The sequence below is a fragment of the Caulobacter segnis genome (assembly GCF_019931575.1).
Taxonomy (GTDB): domain Bacteria; phylum Pseudomonadota; class Alphaproteobacteria; order Caulobacterales; family Caulobacteraceae; genus Caulobacter; species Caulobacter segnis_C.
In genome coordinates, this window is sequence record NZ_CP082923.1 from 3,403,373 (window position 1) to 3,422,773 (window position 19,401).

Consider the following 19,401-nt stretch of genomic DNA (forward strand, 5'->3'; position numbering starts at 1 on the left):
GCTGACCTGATTTCACAGATGTAGTTTCATCTAGGAGGTCCGCATGGCCCTGGCTCTCAACCCCAACGGCTCCGGCATTCCCGGCCTGGACGACGCGCCGCGCAAAAGCTCGAAAGCGCTGCTGATCGGCCTGGGCGTCTCGGGCGCGCTGCATATCGGGCTGATCGGTTACCTGGCGTATCAGAAGTGGGTCAATCCGCTGCCGCCGATGGTGGAGGATCCGGGTATCATTATCGAGCCCACTCCGTTGGCGCCGAAACCACCGCCGCCTCCGCCGCCGAGCAATGAACGTCCGCCGCCTTCGAATCCGATCAAGGTCCACCCGCCGGTCACCACGCCGATCAGCCCGCCGGAAGTCCTGCCGGTAAAGACCCTGGATGTGCCGGATGGTCCTGCTGTCAGCGGCCCACCGACATTCACGGCCGACCCGCCCGCGCCCCCGGCTCCGCCCGCGCCGCAGCCCAAGGTCATCACCCGCGCCAACTGGCTGAAGATGCCGTCGGCCGACGACATGGCTCGCTACTATCCGGACGGCGCGGTCCGCGGCGGGGTCTCGGGCCTGGCGACACTGAGTTGCGCGGTGACCGTCAACGGCTCGGTGCGTGACTGCGCCGTGGTCTCGGAGACTCCGGCCGGCCAGGGCTTCGGCGGTGCGGCGCTGAAGCTGTCGCGCTTCTTCAAGATGAAGCCGCAGATGGAGAACGGCGAACCGGTCGATGGGGCGACCGTGCGCATCCCGATCCGGTTCAACGCGGGCGCCTAAGCCCTCCTCCGGCGTTGAAACGGCGGCCGGGTCGCGCCTTCCGCGACCCGGCCAAACTTGTCCTCAGTAGCTCTTGGGCAGGCCCAGCACGCGCTCGGCGATGAAGTTCAGGATCATCTCGCGGCTGACCGGCGCGATGCGGGCGATCATCGCCTCGCGGAAGTAGCGCTCGACGTCGTACTCCTTGGCGTAGCCCATGCCGCCGTGCGCCAGGACCGCGTTCTCGCAGGCATGGAAGCCCGCCTCAGCGCCCAGGTACTTGGCGGCGTTGGCCTCGGCCCCGCAGTCCTTGCCCTGGTCGTAGAGCGCGGCCGCCTTGAAGGCGAGCAGGTTAGCGGCCTCGAGCTCGGCCCAAGATTTGGCCAGCGGATGGGCCACGCCCTGGTTCTTGCCGATCGGCCGACCGAACACGACGCGCTCGTTGGCGTAGGTGGTCGCCTTGGCCAGCGCCGCGCGGCCCAGGCCGATGGCCTCGACGGCGAACAGCACCCGCTCGGGATTGAGGCCGTGCAGCAGGTACGAGAAGCCCTTGCCCTCCTCGCCGACCAGATCCTCGGCCGGGACGAACAGGTCCTCGATGAAGAGCATGTTACACTCGACGGCCTTGCGGCCCATCTTCGGGATCGGCTTGGCCTCGATCTTCTCGCGGTCGGTGTAGAACAGCGACAGGCCCTGGGTCGGCTTGGCGCACTGGTCCTTGGGCGTGGTGCGGGCGATGATCAGGATCTTGTTGGCGCGCTGGGCTCCGGTGGTCCAGATCTTCCGACCGTTCAGACGATAGCCGCCGTCGACCTTCTCGGCCCGGGTCTCCAGGCTGGAGGTGTCCAGGCCCGAGTTCGGTTCGGTCACGGCGAAGCACATCTTGTCCTCGCCCGAGATCAGCCGGGGCAACAGGCGCTCGCGCTGCGCGTCCGTGCCGAACTTCACCAGCGGCATCGGCCCGAAGATGTTGAGGTGGATGGCCGAGGCGCCCGAGAAGCCCGCCCCCGACTGGGCCACGGTCTGCATCATCACGGCGGCCTCGGTGAGGCCCAGGCCAGCCCCGCCCACGCTCTCCGGCATGGCCACGCCCAGCCACCCCCCTTGAGCGATGGCGGCGACGAAGTCCTCGGGGAAGTTTCCGGTCTCGTCGGTGCGGCGCCAGTATTCGTCATCGAAGGCGGCGCACACCTTGGCCACGCCCTCGCGGATGGCTTCCTGCTCTTCGGTCAACCAGAATCCGGACATCCGGCGCTACTCCCCTGCGCGATCTGCTTCTTGGCTCTCGGGCTCCTCGAAGCGGCGCGCGTCCATGGCGGCGGCGTCGGGGCCCGGGTTATCGCCATTCAGATACGCCGCGACCATTTCGGCCACAAGCGGCGCGAGCAGCCAGCCGTTGCGCCGCGCGCCGACGGCCAGCAGCACGCCGGGTGCGGCGCTCCACCCCACCAGCGGCAGGCCATCGGGCGTGGTGACGCGCACGCCGACCTCGACCTCGGCCTGGTCCAGGTCGAGGTCCGGACGCAGGGCCCAGGCGGCCGCGCGCAAAGCCTTAGTCGCCGAGGCGTCGGGCGAAAGGTCGTCTCGGCCGGCCTCCATGGTGGCGCCGACGGCCAGCATCTCGCCCGGCGCCAGATAGACCCCCTCGCCCCGCACCACCGCCGCGTCGCCGGCCGTCGCGTCGGTCCGCAGGATCTGGCCCTTGATCGGGGTCAGGGCGGTGGTCTCCGGGGCTAGGCGCCCGTCGCGCGCGCCCGGGCCGGTGGCCAGCAGCAGCACGTCGAAAACTTCAACAGCGCCGTCGACCAGGCGCAGGGCGCCAGGCGCGAACGACTCGACCGCGCGCGCTTCGAAGCGAGCGCCGGCGGCCTCGGCGGCGGCGCGCAAGGTCTCAAGCGCCGGCCGCGCCTCGATGCGCCAGTCTTCTCGAATCGTCTCGTCGGCCGGCAGACCCAGGTCGCGCAGGCGCTGACCGACTTGGCCCCGCCAGGCCTCGGAGCCCTCGATTCGGACGCCGGCCCGGACGATCTCAATTCCCAGGCTCTCGGCGAAGGCAGGCCACAGGTCGCGGGCGCGGCGCATCAGGTCCAGGTGATCGCGCGAAGCCGGATCGAACAGGGCCTCGCTGACCGGCGCCAGCATGCCGGCGGCCACGCCCGAGGCGTTGTCGCCCGCCGGCGCCGGATCGAAGACGGTGACGGAAAAGCCCGCCCGCGCCAGACGCAGCGCCGCGGCTGATCCCAAAGCCCCGGCCCCGGCCACGGCGATACGCGCGCCTGTTTGAACTTTCATGGCGCGCAGACACCTTCCGGGAACGCGGACGTCAAGTCCGGAACGACCACGTCGGGCGCGACGGCCAATCATCGTTAACGGTAGTAAATCGAGCGCGACACTTTGGCGCGAAGACCCGTTCCGTGCACGCCCGGACGTGACGACGCGGCCAAGCTCGGTCTATATCCGTTAATATTGGCGCGAGGCCGCTTGCGCGGCGTTGGAGGGAATTGAGGCGGATGAACGATCGACCCGCAGCCGAACCGGCCCACCCCGTTGATCTGTATGTGGGCGCTCGACTGAGAATCCGCCGCAAGATGATGGGCCTGAGCCAGACCCAGGTCGCCGACGCCCTCGGCATCACCTTCCAGCAGATCCAGAAGTACGAGCGCGGCGCCAATCGCATCAGCGCCAGCAAGCTGTACGACGCGGCCAAGCTGCTGCAGGCCCCGGTGTCCTACTTCTTCGAAGGCCTGGACGAGACCGACGGCGGCATCGACGACGGCTTCGCCCAGCGCATGACCGAGTTCGTGTCCACGCCGGAAGGCCTGGAACTGGCCAGCCTGTTCCCGCGCCTGGCCGATCGTCGCTTGCGCCGGCGGGTCGTCGACCTGGTCCGCGCCATGGTGGACGACGAGGCCCCGTAGCCACGAACTCGCCTCTGAAAGTGAGCAAAGAAAGCCCGCGCACCGGTTCGGTGACGCGGGCTTTCCTTTGGGCGAAACGACCGCCGCGACTCGACTCGTCGCTCCGCACACGAAGTAAATTCTTACTTTGAAGCCACGCCTGGCGCCGCCGCCCGCCTAGCGAACGAACGTTCATCGCCGAGCGTCGTTCAATTCGCAGGCAAGCCGCTCGCGGGCGCCCTTCCCCGTATCGGCTTGTGTCCGTACCGACACGAAAAATCGTCATGGTGCTCTCGAGCGGTTTCGTAACCGCGACGAGGGGACACACATGGTTTCGATGAAGCGATTGGCGGCGGGGGCCGCCCTTGGCGCAATGGCGCTGGCGATGGGAAGCGCGGTCTATGCTCAGGAGACCACCGCCTCCCTTCACGGGCAGGTAAACAACAATGGCGTGGCGGTGCCGAACGCCAGCGTCACCGTGCTGCACACGCCTTCGGGCACCCGCAGCGCCACCATGACCGGGGCCAGCGGCGCGTTCGACGCGCGCGGCCTGCGGGTGGGCGGCCCGTACACGGTGACGGTCACCACGCCGGATGGCGGGACCAAGACCTACACCGACCTCTTCCTCAGCCTGGGCAAGACCACCGACCTGGCCGTCGAACTGGGCGACAGCGCCGAGGTCGAGGCCGTGGTGGTGTCGGCCGCCAGCCGCGCCAACAACGACCAGGGACCCAAGACCGTCCTGAACCGCGACGATCTGAACTCGGTCGTGGCCGTGACCCGCGACCCGCGCGACTTCGCCCGGCGCGACATCCTGGTCGCCCAGGATCTGGCCGGCTCCCGCGCCGGCACCAACGGCGGCGGCATCTCGATCGCCGGCTCGAACCCACGCTTCAATCGCTTGGCGGTCGACGGCGTGTCGGCCCAGGACAATTTCGGCCTGGCCCAGGGCGGCATGAGCACGGCGCGTGGTCCGGTCACCCTGGACGCCGTCGAGCAGTTCTCCGTCGCGGCCGTGCCGACTGACGTCGAGAACGGCGACTTCGTCGGCGGCGCCCTGAACCTGGTGCTGCGTTCGGGCGGCAACAGCTTCCACGGCGTCGGGTTCGTCAACTACCTGAACGAGGGCATGGTCGGCCGTCACTACAGCAAGACCCGCGTGCCTCAGACCATCAGCCAGAAGAACTACGGCGGGTTCCTGTCGGGCCCGATCATCAAGGACAAGCTGTTCTTCGCGGTCAGCTACGAGACCTACAAGACCCTGGACACGACCCAGTTCGGCGCGCCGGGTTCGGGCGCGGTCAACACCTTCTCGAACGGTCTGACCCAGGCGACGATCGACTCGATCGTCAGCACCTACAACAACAACTACGCCAGCGACTACGCCCTGGGCTCGATCCCGCTGACCCAGCCGGTCATGGACAAGAAGTACTCGGCCAAGATCGACTGGAACATCAGCGACAAGCACCGCGCCAGCCTGACCTATCGCTACGCCGAGAGCAGCTCGTTCCAGCGCACCGACCTAGCCGCCGGCGTCGCCGCCCTGTCGTCGCACTGGTACCAGCAGGAAAACAGCGACGAGGCCACGACGCTGGAAGTCCACTCCAACTGGACCGACAACCTGTCGACCACGCTGAAGGCCACCTATCGCGACTATCGCAACGGTCAGAACCCGCCCGGCGGCCAGAACTTCTCGGACGTGCGCATCTGCGCCGCCCCGACCTCGGACGCCACCCTGACCAGCTGCGCGGCCGGCTTCTCGCAGGTCTATTTCGGCCCTGACCAATTCCGCCACGCCAACGCCCTGGACGAGCAGGAGACCCGCTACCAGGCGGTGGCCGAGTACAGCTGGCGTGAGAACCGCTTCAAGTTCGGCGCCCAGGCCCGCAAGGCCGACGTGTTCGACGTCTTCGTGCCCAACGCCCGCGGCCAGTACTATTTCGACTCGATCGCCGACTACCAGGCCGGCAAGGCCAGCCAGCTGATCTACGCCAACTCGGTGACGGGCAACCCGAACGCCGCGGCGTTCGACAGCACCTACTGGACCTATTCGACCTTCGCCCAGGACACCCTGGACATCACCGACGACCTGCAGGTCTCGGCGGGCGTCCGCTTCGACTGGTACGACGAGCCGGACCGTCCGATCCTGAACCCGAACTTCACCAGCCGGAACGGCTTCACCAACCAGAAGACCATCGACGGCCTGCATGTCTTCATGCCGCGCGTCTCGGCCGACTGGAAGGCGACCGACAACCTGCGCTTCACCGGCGGCTTCGGCCTGTTCGCGGGTGGCTCGCCAGACGTGCTGACGGGCATTTCGTTCTACAATACCGGCTACGCCACCAGCCAGGTGACCATCCAGCGCAACAGCAACGGCACCTTCACCGAGACCGGCGGCACGCCCGGCTTCACCCAGGCCATCGGCTCGACGGCGCTGGACGGCCTGAACACCGACAGCAAGTTCGGCCTGGCCGTGCCGGCCGTCGTCCAGCAGCTGCAACAGGGCACGCTGACCGGCTCGCCGACCATCCCGCCGCTCAGCGAGGTGATCGCCCTGTCGCCCAGCTTCGAAATGCCGGGCCAGTGGAAGCTGTACCTGTCGGGCGAATGGCGCGGTTCGGGCAAGTGGACCGAAGGCTGGACCGCCACGGTCAACTACATCGCCACCCAGGCCAAGAACGAGATCACCTATTACGACAGCCGCGCCCAGCCGCTGGTGATCAACGGCGTCCAGCAGTTCCTCCCAGACGGCCGCATCCGCTATGACGGCCTGGCCGCCACCACGCCGGGCAAGGCCTCGACCAACCTCGGCTCGAACCGCGACGTCATCGTCACCAACGCCGACAAGGGCGACAGTTGGACGGCCAGCGCCCAGATCTCAAAGCGCTTCGACTGGGGCGGCGACTTCTCGCTGGGCTACGCCCGCCAGAACATGAACGACATCAACGCCGGTCTGTTCTTCGGCACCACGGCGGGCTCGCTGTATGGCGGCGTCGCCGCCGGCATGGACCCGAACCGCGACTACCTGGGCCGCTCGGTCTACGAGATCAAGAACCGCTACAAGGCCGAGTTCAGCTATCGCAAGAAGTTCTTCGGCGACAACGAGACCCGCGTGACGCTCTTCGCCGAGCGCCAGGACGGCCGTCCGTTCGGCTTCTACATGCAGGACCGCCAGTCGGGCCGCAGCCAGGTGTTCGGCGTCAACCGCACCGCCCAGATGCTGTACGTCCCGGATCTCAGCGGCAACGGCGGCGCCTCGGGCCTAGACTTCGGCCTGGTGCGCTTCGCCACGACGAACGACCTGGCGCTGTTCAAGAAGTACGTCACGCAGTTCAACCTGCCGACCGGCCTGGTCGGGAAGAACTCGAACACCAACGCCCCGGTAAACCGCCTGGACGCCCAGTTCAGCCAGGAGCTGCCGACCCTGATCGACGGCCACAAGCTGAAGGTCCAGGTCGACATCCGCAATGTGCTGAACCTGATCAACCGCGACTGGGGCCTGGTGTCGGAATATGGCGACATCAACACCCTGGCTCGGGTCGACTGCGCCGACGACGCGGGCAATGCGGTGGCGACGAACGTCTCCACCTGCACCCGCTATCGCTACTCTAGCGTCCCGACCTCGGTGACCAAGACCCGCAATACGGGCCTGTCGCTGTGGTATATGCAGGTCTCGCTGCGCTACGAGTTCTAGGCGTCGCGACAGCAGCGAAATCCCGGCCCGCGGCGTTCGCGCCGCGGGCCTTTTTCGTGGCCGGAACCACGCCCTCCCCCGCTCCGTTGATCCGCCGACGAAGTGGTGACGAGGGCTGTCCGGATGCCGCGCGACACGATCGACTTTCCGCCGGTCCAGGCCGGCCTTCTCTATGTCAACGACGACGATCCCGGGCTGCGCCGGGTCAGGGCGGGCGGTGGCTTCGACTACCGCGACGCGGATGGCGACCGGCTGCGTGACGCGGCCACGCTGGAGCGCATCCGCTTGCTGGCCATTCCGCCAGCCTGGACCGACGTCTGGATCTGTCCCTCGCCGCGCGGCCACATCCAGGCGACCGGCCGCGACCAGAAGGGCCGCAAGCAATACCGCTATCACGAGGCTTGGCGGCGCGACCGCGACGGGCTGAAGTTCGGGCGCATGATCGCCTTCGGTCGCGCGCTTCCCAAGTTGAGGGCAAGGGTCGAGAAGGACCTCGTCCGCCGGGGCCTGCCGCGCGACAAGGTCATCGCCGCCGTCGTGCGCCTGATGGAGCTGACCCTGATCCGGGTCGGCAACGAAGAGTACGCCCAGGCTAACAAGAGTTTCGGCCTGACCACCCTACGCGACCGCCACGCCAGGCTGTCCAGCGTCGGCGGGACGTTCCAGTTCAAGGGCAAGAGCGGCAAGGTCCACACCACCGGCTTCCGCGACCGGCGGCTGGCCCGCATCGTCAAGGCCTGCCAGGACGTGCCCGGCCAGCGGCTGTTCCAATACCTCGACGACGACGGCCAGCGGCGTTCGGTCGAGAGCGCCGACGTCAACGCCTATATCCGCGAGACCATCGGCGAGGACTTCTCGGCCAAGGACTTCCGCACCTGGGCCGGCACACTGGCCGCGGCGCGGGCCCTGTGCCTGGTCCCCAAAGCCGGCAGCGCCACCGAGGCCAGACGCAACGTCAACACCTGCGTGAAGGCGGTCGCAGGCTTGCTGGGTAACACCGCCGCCGTCTGCCGGGGATCGTACATCCACCCGCTGGTGCTGGAGGCCTACCAGCAGGGCGTGCTGCCGCTGAAGGCCGGCCGCTCGGAACGGGCCTTCGAACTGGCCGTGATCCGGTTCCTCGAGGCCGCCCAGGCCTCGTGCGCCGAAACCTGATCGAGGAGAAACGCCATGGCCGCCGGCCGTCCCACCTGGCAGGGCCACCTGCGCCTGTCGCTCGTGACCTGCCCCGTCGCGATGTACACCGCCACCGACGCAGGTAGCGACGTGCGCTTCAACATGCTGCACAAGAAGACGCACAACCGGATCCGTATGGTCCCGACCGATCCGGATCTCGGCCCCATCGAGCGCTCCGACATCGTCAAGGGCTACGAAGTCGAGAAGGGCGAGTACATCGTCGTCACCCAGGACGAGATCGATGGCGTCCGCCTGGAAAGCACCCGGACCATCGATATCGAACGCTTCGTGCCCGCCGCCGAGATCGACCGGCTGTACTGGGACAATCCTTATTTCCTGGTCCCCGACGGCAAGCTGGCGGCCGAGGCCTATGGCGTGATCCGCGAGGCCATGACCAAGGAGGGCCAGGTCGCCCTGGGCCGCGTGGTCATGCACCAGCGCGAGCGCCTGCTGGCGATCGAGCCGCGCGACAACGGCATGGTCGCCTGGAGCCTGCGCAGCCACGACGAGGTCCGCGCCGCAGCCGACTATTTCGACGCCATTCCCGACCAGAAGCCCGACGCGGCGATGATCCAGATCGCTCAGAAGATCATCGAGCAGAAGGAAGGCCCGTTCGATCCCGAGCAATTCACCGACCGCTACGAAGACGCCCTGCGCGCCCTGATCAAGGAGAAGCGCAAGGGCAAGGGCCGCAAGGTCGTGGCCCCGGAGCCCGAGGACACCAACGTCGTCGACCTGATGGAGGCCTTGCGCGCCAGCCTGGGCAAGGCGCCGGCCAAGACGGCGGCGAAGAAGGCGCCAGCGCGGAAGAAGGCCAGCTGATCCTCCCCTTCGTGTCATCCCGGAAGCGCGCAGCGCTATCCGGGATGACATCCTATTTGATGCTGGACCTCGCGCTCCCCAGCTTCTTGATCGCCGCCGCCAGGTCGCGCTCACCGTCCGCATAGGCGTCCCAGGCGTCGAGATCCTTCACCAGGCCCGGAACAGTCCGGATGTTGAAGCGCGCCGGATCCAGCCCCTTGCGCACCTGGGTCCAGGCCACCGGCCAGGAGACCGGCGCGCCCGGCCGGCCGCGCGGCGACAGGGGGGCCACCGCCGTGCTCATGCGGTCGTTGCGCAGGTAGTCGAGGAAGATCCGCCCGCCCCGCTCCTTCTTGGCCATGGTGATCAGGTACTGGTCGGGGCTGTCGGCGGCCATGCGGGCGCAGACCTCGCGGGCGAAGGCCTTGGCGGCGTCCCAGTCCACGCCTTTTCCCTTCTCGGAAGGTTTCAGGGGCGTCACGACATGCAGCCCCTTGCCGCCGGTGGTCTTGCAGAACGGGACCAGGCCCAGCGCCTCCAGCCGATCGCGGATCTCCCGCGCGCCCTCGACCACGGCGTCGAACGGCACGTCGGGCGCGGGGTCCAGGTCGAAGACCAGGCGTCCCGGCGCCTCGGGTTCGCCCGGCCGGCAGTTCCAGGGATGCAGCTCGGGCGCCCCCCACTGGGCGGCGGCGACCAGACTCTCGACCGTATTGAACACCAGGTATGGTTTGCGGTCGCCGCTGACCGTCACCTCGTCGATCAGCGCCGAGACACCCTTGCCCGAATGGCGCTGGAAGAAGGTCTCGCCGTCGATGCCGTCGGGCATGCGGATCACCGAGCAGGGCCGGCCCTTGACGTGCTCCAGCATCCAGGGCCCGACCGCCTCGAAATACTCGGCCAGGTCCAGTTTGGTCCCTGGGGTCCCGTCGCCGGCGTCGGGCCACAGCGGCTTGTCGGGGTTGGAGATGGCCACGCCCAACACCGAGGCCTTGCCGCCGGCGCGCTTGGGCCTCGCCGCCGTCGGCTGGGCCAGTTCGACGGCCTCGGCCGGCGCCGGCGTCTCGGCCTCGACCGCCTTGGCGGGCTTGTCCTCGCGCAGTCCCTTGAACGACGCCTGACGCACCGAACCGTCTCCCGTGAAGCCGGCGAACTCTATCTCGGCGACCAGCACCGGATCCACCCAGTGGATATTGGCGCCGCCGCGCGGCGCTCCCTGGCCGGCGAACGGCGAGGTCTTTCGGGCGTGGGCCTTCAGCTTCGGCAGCAGCTTGGCGACCTTGTCGCGGCCATAGCCTGTCCCGACCCGGCCGACATGGACGAGGTCGTCGTCCTTGTAGACGCCGACGATCAGCGAGCGGAACGCCTCGCCCGTCGTGGTCCAGCCGCCGATCACCACCTCGTGGCCGGCCCGGCACTTGGCCTTGGTCCAGGTCCCCGGTTTGCCCGAGCGATACGGGGCGTCCAGCCTCTTGGAGACCACGCCCTCCAGCGACATGCGGCAGGCCGATTGCAGCACCGCCTCGCCGCCGCTCTTGAAGTGCTCGACATAGCGGATGCGATCGCCATCTTCGGGCAGCAGCGCCTTCAGCCGGGCCTTGCGCTCGGACAGCGGCTGGCCGGTCAGGTCTTCGCCTCCGACGTGCAACAGATCGAAGGCGAAGAAGATCAGGTCGTCGGTTTTCTCCTCCGCCAGGGCCGCCTGCAGCCCCGCGAAGGTCGGCGAGCCGGCCTCGTCCAGGGCCACGACCTCGCCGTCGATCAGGGCGTCAGACAGGTCCGTGGCGTCGGCGATCAGCTGGGGGAAGCGCGCGCTCCAGTCCAGGCCGGCGCGGGTGCGCAAGGCCGCCTCGCCGCCCTCGATGCGCAGCTGCATGCGGTAGCCGTCGAACTTGATCTCGTGGACCCAGTCGCCGCCGGACGGCGGGCGGTCGACCAGCTTGCACAGCTGCGGCGGGACGAAGTCCGGCATCGCCGTCTTCTTCGTCGCCTTCGGGGCCGGCCTGGACTTCGTCTTCGCCGCCTTCGCCTCGCGGCCTTTCGGCGCGTTCGCCGCCTCGGCGGCCTTCTCGGCGCTGGCCTCGGGCGAGCCCTTGCTGTGCCAGACCGCGTCGGAGGCCGGGGCCTTTCCCGTCATGAACGGCGTCGGCGCCTTGCCCTTGCCGGCAGCGATCTGCTCCATCGTCCGTCCCGAGGCGATCGAGAAGGCGGTGTCGTCCAGGAAGTCCAGGTCGCCCTCGATGGCGAATTCGTCGCGATGCTTGATCAGCAGCCAGTTCTCGCGCTTGCCGCCGAACTTGTCGTTGTTGATCCGAACGAGGACCCAGCCGCCCTTCATCCGCTCGCCGGCGAAGACCAGCTTGATCTCGCCCTTCTTGAGGCCCTTCGCGAGATCGAAGCCCGGCTCGGGAGCCCACCAGCCGCGATCCCACAGCATCACCGTGCCGCCGCCGTACTGGCCCGCCGGGATCGTGCCCTCGAAGTCGCCATAGGCCAGCGGGTGGTCCTCGACATGGACGGCCAGGCGCTTGTCGTGGGGATCGCGCGACGGGCCACGCGTCACCGCCCATGAGAGGAACACGCCGTCGTGCTCCAGCCGCAGGTCGTAATGCAGCCGGGTGGCGTCGTGCTTCTGGATGATGAAACGCGCCCGCTCGGACGCGGCCACCTCGACCTCGCCCGACGGCTCGGCCGTTTTCTCGAAGTCGCGCTTGGCCGCATAGGCCGCGAGCTTGCGCGCCGCCATGGCCGCTATTCGCCGTCGAAGACTTCGGGACGGTCTTCGTCCGGATCGCCGTCCTCGTCCTGTTCCAGGGCGATGATCTCGTCGTCGTCCAGCTCCTCGGCGATCAGGGCGTCGTCATCGTCCTCATCGCCCTCGGCCTGGGTGACGTCCAGCACGTCGGGCAGCTCCTCGAAGGTTCGGAACTCGCCGTCCTTGCCGATGACGTCGTCGTCCATCGCCTCGGCGCCGTCCTGCTCGTCCCATCCGGTGTCGATATCGGTCATGAAGGGTCTCCTCGCGGGGTTCGCAGGAGGAATGACTGGGCGCGGGGGGCGTTCCGGAAATCCTCCCCCAAGCACCACGATGGTCGCTGGCCACGCGCCCTTTCCTCGCGACCAGGTGTCTTGAGGATAAACGAGGTTTGGCGCGGGGACGGAAGGCGCTGAACGCTCGCGCCTTACATCGTCCCTTTCTCTTTGAGAAAAGGGTTTAACGCTCGTGCTCCGATGAGCGTTGGAGCGTCTCGCAACGCGATTCCCACTCAGAATCACCCATCCCGCGAGTCGCCCGATAGTCCACCTTCGAGACCATCATTAACGCTTTTGCCCCGAACTTGGCCGTTCCGGAGACGACGATTTCGAAAAAATCCCCGCCCCACGGGCGTTTTGCCCCCATGAATCGGCTTTTTAACCTTCCCTAACGGGTGACAAACGCGAACGGCCTCGGCAGGCTCGCAATTCCCTGATTCACAGGACATGAGCTAAGAGATGACGAACGTTTCCGATCTGGTCGACGCCGCTGTCGCCGCTGACGACAAGCTGACCAAGACCCAAGCCAAGGCCATCATCGACGGCGTCTTCAAGTCGATCTCCGACGCCGCCGTGAAGGGCGAAGAAGTCTCGATCCCGGGCTTCGGCAAGTTCAAGGTCCAGGCCAAGCCGGCCCGCACCGGCCGCAACCCGGCCACGGGCGCGACCATCGAAATCGCCGCCAGCAAGAAGGTCGCCTTCACGCCGGCCAAGCAACTGAAGGACGCCGTCAACGGCTAATCCCTCAGCGCGGGAGCGGACGCCGCAAGTGTCCGCTCCCCGACGCTTCCCTTCACGCGCGACAATCCGCTCCATGCGCTTGTCGCGCGTGAAGACTTTCAAGAACAAATCAAGAACGATAGCATGCCTCGCATGGCCGTTCTCGATCTCAGGCGCAAGCTCGCCATCCTCGCCGACGCCGCCAAGTACGATGCGTCCTGCGCCTCCTCGGGGGCCGAGAAGCGGACCTCCGTCGGCGGCCAGGGCGTGGGCTCGACCGAGGGCATGGGCATCTGCCACGCCTACGCCCCCGACGGTCGCTGCATCAGCCTGCTGAAGATCCTGCTGACCAACTTCTGCATCTACGACTGCGCCTACTGCATCAACCGCGTGTCCTCGAACACGCCCCGGGCGCGGTTCACGGTCAAGGAGGTCGTCGACCTCACCCTGAACTTCTACAAGCGCAACTATATCGAGGGCCTGTTCCTGTCCTCCGGCGTCATCCGCACCGGCGACTACACGATGGAGGAAATGGTCCGGGTGGCGAAGTCGCTGCGGCTGGACCACGACTTCCGGGGCTATATCCACTTGAAGCTGATCCCCGAGGCCTCCCCTGAACTGGCGGCGCAGGCCGGGCTCTACGCCGACCGGGTGTCGATCAATATCGAGCTGCCGCGCGACGACAGCCTGGCGGCCCTGGCCCCGGAAAAGAGCCCGACCGACATCAAGCGCGCCATGGGCCGCATGCGCCTGGCCATCGACGACCACGCCGAGCCAGCGCGGAAGACCGGCAAGCGATCCTTCGCCCGCAGCCAGTCGACCCAGCTGATCGTCGGCGCCGACGAAGCCCGCGACGGCGACATCCTGGCCCGCAGCGCCAACCTCTACGGCGCCTACCGCCTGAGGCGGGTCTACTATTCAGCGTTCAGTCCGATCCCCGACGCCAGCCATCGCCTGCCGCTGGCCCGACCGCCGCTGCTGCGCGAGCACCGCCTGTACCAAGCCGACTGGCTGATGCGGTTCTACGGTTTCGAGCGCCCCGAGATCGTCGCCGAGGGCGAGGACCTGGATCTCACCGTCGATCCCAAGACCGGCTGGGCGCTGAAGAACCGGGCGCGGTTCCCGGTCGATGTCCAGACCGCCGACCGCGAGACGCTGCTGCGCGTGCCCGGCCTGGGCGCCAAGGCCGTGGAACGTATCCTGGCGGCCCGGAGGGTGGCCCGCCTGACCCTTGCCGACCTAAAGCGCGTTGGGGCCGTCCTGAAGCGGGCCAAGGCCTTCGTGGTCACCGCCGACTGGACGCCGGGGGCCCTGACCGACCGCGACAGCCTGAAGGCGGCCCTGGTCCAGCCCCAGCAGTTGAGCCTGTTCTGATGAGGGTCGCCCGACTGGCTTCCGAGATCGACTTCGCCGGCTGGCGCGCGACCGCGCGGGCGCTGCGGGCCGAGGGCGTGGCGCCCGAGGCGGTGATGTGGACGGTGGAACGGGAGCTGTTCGACTTCGACGCCTCACCCTCCCCAACCGCCGCGCCCGCTAATTTCACCGTCCCCGCCGCCTTTCTCGAGCTCGCCGAGCAGGTCATCCTGCACCGTGGGCCCGACCGTCTGGCCCTGCTCTATCGCATCCTGTGGCGGATGGAGCGCGAGCCTCGGCTGATCGACAATCCAGCCGATCCCGACATGGCCCGGGCCCGCGACATGGCCAAGGCCGTCAGCCGCGCCGCCCACAAGATGAAGGCCTTCGTCCGCTTTCGGCTGGTCGAGGATGCGGCGACCGAGACCTACGCCGCCTGGTTCGAGCCCGCTCACCGGGTCACCGAGGCGACCGCCCTGTTCTTCGTGCGCCGCTTCACCAACATGGACTGGACGATCCTGACGCCCGATGCCTGCATTGCCTGGGATGGCGAGCGGCTGATGGTGTCCGAGGGGGCCGATCCGGCCGACGCGCCGTCGCAGGACGCCCAGGAGTCGCTCTGGCGCACCTACTACGCCTCGATCTTCAACCCGGCCCGCCTGAACCCGAAGCAGATGCGCCAGGAGATGCCCAAGCGCTATTGGCGGAACCTGCCCGAGGCGGCGCTCATTCCGGAACTGATCGAAACCGCCCAGGAGCGCGCCGCCGCCATGGTCGCCGCCCGTCCGCGCCAACCCTCCGACCGCGTGCTGAAGGCCGCCCTGCGTCATTCGCGCGACGCCTCTTACGGCGGCGGCGCGCCCATGAGCCTGGAGGAGGTCGAGGCCGGGGTTCAGGTCTGTCGCCGCTGCGATCTCTGGCGCGACGCCACGCAAGGCGTTCCGGGCGAAGGCGTCTCACGCGCGCCGCTGATGTTCGTGGGCGAGCAGCCGGGCGACCAGGAGGATCTGGCCGGGCGTCCGTTCGTCGGTCCGGCGGGGCGGATGTTCGACAAGGCCCTGGCCGAGGCCGGCGTGTCGCGCGACCGGACCTTCGTCACCAACGCGGTGAAGCATTTCAAGCACGAGCCGCGCGGCAAGCGGCGTCTCCACAAGACGCCGGACCAGGGCGAGGTCACCGCCTGTCGCTGGTGGCTGGACGCCGAGCGACGCCTGGTGAAGCCTCGGGTGATCGTGATGCTGGGCGCCACGGCGGCGCTGGGCGTGATGGGCAAGCCCACGCCGATCGGCGCGAACCGCGGCAAGGCGCTGCCGCTGCCAGACCAGGCCCAGGGCGTGGTCACCTATCACCCCTCATTCCTGCTGCGCGTCCCGGACGAGGACGCGAGGGCGCGGGCCTATGCCGAGTTTGTGGAGGACCTGCGGATGGCGGGGGAACTGGCGGGGGTGTAGCCAGACAGACGCCTCCCCCGCATCGCGGGGGAGGATCTCTGCCCTAGTTGACGGCCTTGCCGGCCATCTTGGTCATCAGCTCTTCCTTGCGGGCCTTCAGGCGTTCGCCCATGGCTTCGAGGTCCTCGTCGCCCTTCTTGGCCTGGGAGAACAGTCCGCCGGGCTGCTCCTCTTCCTTGACGTGGTGCTTGATGTACTCGCTGAGCACCTTGACCTTGGCGTCGTAGAATTCCTCGCTGGGCTTCATCGCCTCGATCTCGGCGATCAGCTTCTTGGCCCCGTCGTGCTCGACATAGGCTTCGTCCAGCAGGTCGTCGTCGACCTCGCCGCGCTCCTCCGGATAGAGGATCTCTTCCTCGATCTGGGTGTGAACCTTGAGGGCCAGCGCGATCTTGTTGAACAGGGCCTGTTTTTCAGCGTCGCTCTCGAGCTGCTCGTACTCGTCGAACATGCCCTCGACCTCGCGGTGGTCCTTCTTGAGCAGCGTGATCGCCAGCGGATCACGCCGGGCGGTGCGACGGGTGCGACGGGGCTTGGCGGACTTGGTCTTGGCGGTGGTCTTGGCGGCGGTGGCCATGGTCGTTCTCCTGAGCTGTCCGCCAACCAACACGCGGGAAGACCACACGTTCCGTCGCCCTCAAACTCTTGAATGAGAAGCGTTTTCAATGTCGAGCGACCGACAGTCGGCCGCTCGACACAAGTCGCTCAACGATCCTGCACATTGCCAGAATGGCTGGTGTTCTGGCGCAGGTTGCCGTGGCGGCCCTGCTCGTCGAGATTCACGTCGGCGTTGCCCGCCTCGGTGCTCTGCAGGTCGTCGTGGCGACCGCCCTTGCCCTCGATGTCGGGCTTCTGGCCCTTGAACGCGCGCTGTTCGGGCGGGATGGGGGGCGCTTTGGACATGGCTTCCTCCTTGCGGTGATCGACTTCAACCGATCCCCGGGGAGGCGGGTTCCTACGTCCGAGCTGGCCGCGCCGGACCCGACAGGGCCGTATCCAGCTCGGCGGCCAGGGCCTCGATGCGGTAAGGCTTGATCAGCACCCGCCGGCCCTCGTTGGTGGCCGCCGCCGCCGCGGCGCTGTAGCCGGTGGTCAGGATCACCGGCAGGCTGGGCCGCAGGCGCGAGATGTCGCGGGCCAGGTCCAGGCCGCCGATGTCGCCCGGCATGACCATGTCGCTGAACACTAGGTCGAAGGCCCCGTCGCGGCGCAGCACGTCCAGGGCGGCCAGGGCGTCGCCGGTCCGGGCCACGTCGTAGCCCAGCTCGCGCAGCATCTCCTCGACCAGTTGGGCGACGCTGTCGTCGTCCTCGACCAGCAGGACGCGGTGGCGGCCGATCGGCTCGAGCTTGCGGGGCGCGATCACGGTCGGCTCGGCGACCAGGGCCTTGGTCGAGCGCGGGATGCGCAGCCAGATGGTGGTGCCCTCGCCCAGCTTGCTGTCGACGCCCGCCTCGCCGCCCGAGGCCCGGGCGAAGCCGTAGACCTGCGACAGGCCAAGGCCCGTCCCCTTGCCCACCGCCTTGGTGGTGAAGAACGGCTCGAACAGCCGGGTCAGCATCTCGGGCGCGACACCGACGCCGGTGTCGCGGATCGCCAGGCGCACGATGTCCCCTGCCCCGTCAGGGCGGCCGGAGGGTTCGTTGCGAGCCTCGATGGTGATCGTCCCGCCGTCGGGCATGGCGTCGCGGGCGTTGATGGCGATGTTCAGCACCGCCACCTCCAGCTGGGAGGCGTCGACCTCGACCCGCCACAGGTCGGGCGGCAGCTTGATCTCGACCTTGACGTCCTCGCGCAGGGAACGGTCCAGCAGGGCGTGCATGCCGGCCAGGCGGGCGGCGATGTCGACGACCTCGGGCTTCAGCGGCGTGCGGCGCGAGAAGGCCAGCAGCTGCTGGGTCAGGCTGGCCCCGCGATCGATGGCCTGGCGCACGCCCTGGCGCAGGCGCTCGCGCCGCGCGGGGTCGGTCGTGCGGTCCAGCAGGTCGATGCCGCTGGACGCGACCATCAGCAGGTTGTTGAAGTCGTGGGCCACGCCGCCGGTCAGCTGACCCATGGCCTCCATCTTCTGGGACTGGCGCAGGGCCTCCTCGGCCTTCTCGCGCTCGCGGATCTCGGCGCGCAGCTTGCGGTAGGCCTCGGCCTCGCGGGCGTTGGCCGCGCCCAGCACGGCCACCAGCAGCGCCGCCATGACGATCAGCAGCGCGAAGCCGGCATAGCGCATGGCCCGCCGCGTCGGCGATTCCAGCACGGTGCGCAGATAGACTGAGCCCAGCACGGTGTCGCCCTCGGTCACCGGCGAGGTCAGCACCAGGCGCGGGCCTTCCAGGCGCGGCGAACCCAGGACGTTGCGGGCCGGCGGCGGCGGCGTTCCCGGACGGGTGTAGCTGGCCGCTAGCCCGCCCTGCATGTCGTAGGCGGCGACGGCCTCGACATCCGGATTGGAGCTCTGCGCCCCGACATATTCGCGCGCGGCCGAGCGGTCGTCGAAGGCCAGCGGCGCGGCCATGCTGCCGGCCAGGATGCGCAGCTGCACCTCGGCCTGACGGAAGCGCTCCTGCTGGCCCAGATGCTCGTTATAGGCGGCCATGGCGAAGGCGGCCGCGACGATGGCGACGGCCACGCCGATCGCCATCGACACCGTGAAGGCGGGCCGCCATCGGGATCGGGGCGCGGGCGAGGTCATCTGCCGCCGTCCCGCGGCTGGGCCGACAGCGCCAGCAGCTTCGAGCTCAGGGTCAGGCCGGCCACCTGGGCCATGTCCGCGCGGATGGTGAAGCGCAGCCGGCTCTCCAGCGTCACGAACTGGACCACGGCCCCGGGCGCGTCCAGCGTCTCGTCGGCCACGGTCAGGACGGGCCGCCCGGCGACGGCGGCCAGCATCTGCTGGGGCGTCTGCCGGCGCGAGGCGCTCAGGAACAGCAGGTGGCAGTCGGCGCCCTTGGCGACGGGCGACAGGCGGATCACCACCACCGGGTGCTCGCCGACGCGCAGGCCGCCGGCCACGCGGTCGATGGCGCCGCCGAACGGATCGTGGCCGCCGATGCACAGATGGAACGGACTGGTGGGGCCTTCGAAGGCCGCGTCGGGCCAGTCGACGAACGGGGTGAACTTGGCCAGGTAGCCGGCCTTCAGGGCGTAGCCGGGCTCATGCTCGCCGGCCTGGGCCGCGCTGGCCTGCACGCATGCCGCCAGAGCCGTCGCGACAACGCACGACGACCACTTACGCCAACCGGGCCTAGACCCCAGGGCGCTCGGCGGGAAACCCAAAACCATACGCCTGTCCCCATCGGAATTCTCAACGCGAAGCAGAGCTGTTCGATCCCACACCAATGACATTTTGGAGGCAAGGGTCGAGAAGACGACGGAAAAGCAAAAAGCCCGGGGCGAACCCCGGGCTTTTCAAAGTCTTGCGATGGTACCAGCTCTCGGGCTCGAACCGAGGACCTCTAGATCCACAATCTAGCGCTCTAACCAACTGAGCTAAGCCGGCTCATCGCGAGGCGTCGTCTTTAGTCGGATCGGCCCCCGGGA

16 protein-coding genes and 1 tRNA gene are annotated in these 19,401 nt (G+C 68.2%); 8 read left to right on the top strand and 9 right to left on the bottom strand.

Features of this window, described 5'->3' with window-relative positions:
- Positions 1-43: 43 nt before the first annotated feature.
- Positions 44-763, top strand: coding sequence for a TonB family protein (locus K8940_RS15700; protein WP_223390962.1), 720 nt, complete (start codon positions 44-46; stop codon positions 761-763).
- Between the two features lie 63 nt (positions 764-826).
- On the opposite strand, the gene K8940_RS15705 is transcribed toward K8940_RS15700, so the two are convergent.
- Together K8940_RS15705 and K8940_RS15710 are read right to left on the bottom strand one after the other, a co-directional pair.
- A complete protein-coding gene (locus K8940_RS15705) occupies positions 827-1,990 on the bottom strand; it encodes an acyl-CoA dehydrogenase family protein (protein ID WP_223390963.1) in 1,164 nt (387 codons plus the stop codon).
- A gap of 6 nt (positions 1,991-1,996) precedes the next feature.
- The gene (locus K8940_RS15710) at positions 1,997-3,034 is read right to left on the bottom strand and encodes an FAD-dependent oxidoreductase (protein ID WP_223390964.1); all 1,038 of its coding nucleotides are present in this window, start codon (positions 3,032-3,034) and stop codon (positions 1,997-1,999) included.
- Positions 3,035-3,252: 218 nt separating this feature from the next.
- On the opposite strand from K8940_RS15710, the gene K8940_RS15715 reads away from it, so the two are divergent.
- The 4 genes from K8940_RS15715 (at position 3,253) to K8940_RS15730 (ending at position 9,331) form a co-directional block, all read left to right on the top strand.
- Positions 3,253-3,660: a helix-turn-helix domain-containing protein gene (locus tag K8940_RS15715; RefSeq protein ID WP_223390965.1), complete on the top strand. Its 408-nt coding sequence runs from the start codon at positions 3,253-3,255 to the stop codon at positions 3,658-3,660.
- Between the two features lie 307 nt (positions 3,661-3,967).
- Entirely contained in the window at positions 3,968-7,333 is a 3,366-nt protein-coding gene (locus K8940_RS15720; protein WP_223390968.1) for a TonB-dependent receptor domain-containing protein, read from the top strand.
- Positions 7,334-7,456: 123 nt separating this feature from the next.
- A complete protein-coding gene (locus tag K8940_RS15725; protein ID WP_223390969.1) occupies positions 7,457-8,488 on the top strand; it encodes a DNA topoisomerase IB in 1,032 nt (343 codons plus the stop codon).
- A gap of 15 nt (positions 8,489-8,503) precedes the next feature.
- Positions 8,504-9,331, top strand: coding sequence for a Ku protein (locus K8940_RS15730; protein ID WP_223390970.1), 828 nt, complete (start codon positions 8,504-8,506; stop codon positions 9,329-9,331).
- Positions 9,332-9,383: 52 nt separating this feature from the next.
- On the opposite strand, the gene ligD is transcribed toward K8940_RS15730, so the two are convergent.
- Together ligD and K8940_RS15740 are read right to left on the bottom strand one after the other, a co-directional pair.
- Positions 9,384-12,056 (bottom strand): DNA ligase D, encoded by a 2,673-nt coding sequence (ligD, locus tag K8940_RS15735; protein ID WP_223390972.1) that lies wholly within the window; start codon positions 12,054-12,056, stop codon positions 9,384-9,386.
- A 5-nt stretch (positions 12,057-12,061) separates the two neighbouring features.
- Positions 12,062-12,319, bottom strand: coding sequence for a hypothetical protein (locus K8940_RS15740; RefSeq protein ID WP_223390973.1), 258 nt, complete (start codon positions 12,317-12,319; stop codon positions 12,062-12,064).
- A 483-nt stretch (positions 12,320-12,802) separates the two neighbouring features.
- On the opposite strand from K8940_RS15740, the gene K8940_RS15745 reads away from it, so the two are divergent.
- The 3 genes from K8940_RS15745 (at position 12,803) to K8940_RS15755 (ending at position 15,867) form a co-directional block, all read left to right on the top strand.
- Entirely contained in the window at positions 12,803-13,084 is a 282-nt protein-coding gene (locus K8940_RS15745) for an HU family DNA-binding protein (protein WP_066682603.1), read from the top strand.
- Between the two features lie 123 nt (positions 13,085-13,207).
- A complete protein-coding gene (locus K8940_RS15750) occupies positions 13,208-14,437 on the top strand; it encodes a putative DNA modification/repair radical SAM protein (RefSeq protein ID WP_223390975.1) in 1,230 nt (409 codons plus the stop codon).
- The gene (locus K8940_RS15755) at positions 14,437-15,867 is read left to right on the top strand and encodes a UdgX family uracil-DNA binding protein (RefSeq protein ID WP_223390977.1); all 1,431 of its coding nucleotides are present in this window, start codon (positions 14,437-14,439) and stop codon (positions 15,865-15,867) included. Before K8940_RS15750 ends, K8940_RS15755 begins: the two co-directional genes overlap by 1 nt.
- A 43-nt stretch (positions 15,868-15,910) precedes the next feature.
- Here the strand turns inward: K8940_RS15755 and K8940_RS15760 are convergent, their stop codons facing one another.
- The 5 genes from K8940_RS15760 to K8940_RS15780 form a co-directional block, all read right to left on the bottom strand.
- The gene (locus K8940_RS15760; RefSeq protein WP_223390979.1) at positions 15,911-16,444 is read right to left on the bottom strand and encodes a hemerythrin domain-containing protein; all 534 of its coding nucleotides are present in this window, start codon (positions 16,442-16,444) and stop codon (positions 15,911-15,913) included.
- A gap of 128 nt (positions 16,445-16,572) precedes the next feature.
- On the bottom strand, positions 16,573-16,770 hold the full coding sequence (locus K8940_RS15765) for a hypothetical protein (RefSeq protein ID WP_223390981.1): 198 nt from the start codon (positions 16,768-16,770) through the stop codon (positions 16,573-16,575).
- Positions 16,771-16,822: 52 nt separating this feature from the next.
- Complete coding sequence (locus K8940_RS15770) at positions 16,823-18,553, bottom strand: ATP-binding protein (protein WP_223390984.1); 1,731 nt, start codon at positions 18,551-18,553, stop codon at positions 16,823-16,825.
- Positions 18,550-19,050, bottom strand: coding sequence for a YfiR family protein (locus K8940_RS15775; RefSeq protein WP_223390985.1), 501 nt, complete (start codon positions 19,048-19,050; stop codon positions 18,550-18,552). The genes K8940_RS15770 and K8940_RS15775 overlap by 4 nt, the downstream gene beginning before the upstream one ends.
- A 233-nt stretch (positions 19,051-19,283) precedes the next feature.
- A tRNA-His gene (locus tag K8940_RS15780) sits at positions 19,284-19,360 on the bottom strand.
- Positions 19,361-19,401: the final 41 nt, after the last annotated feature.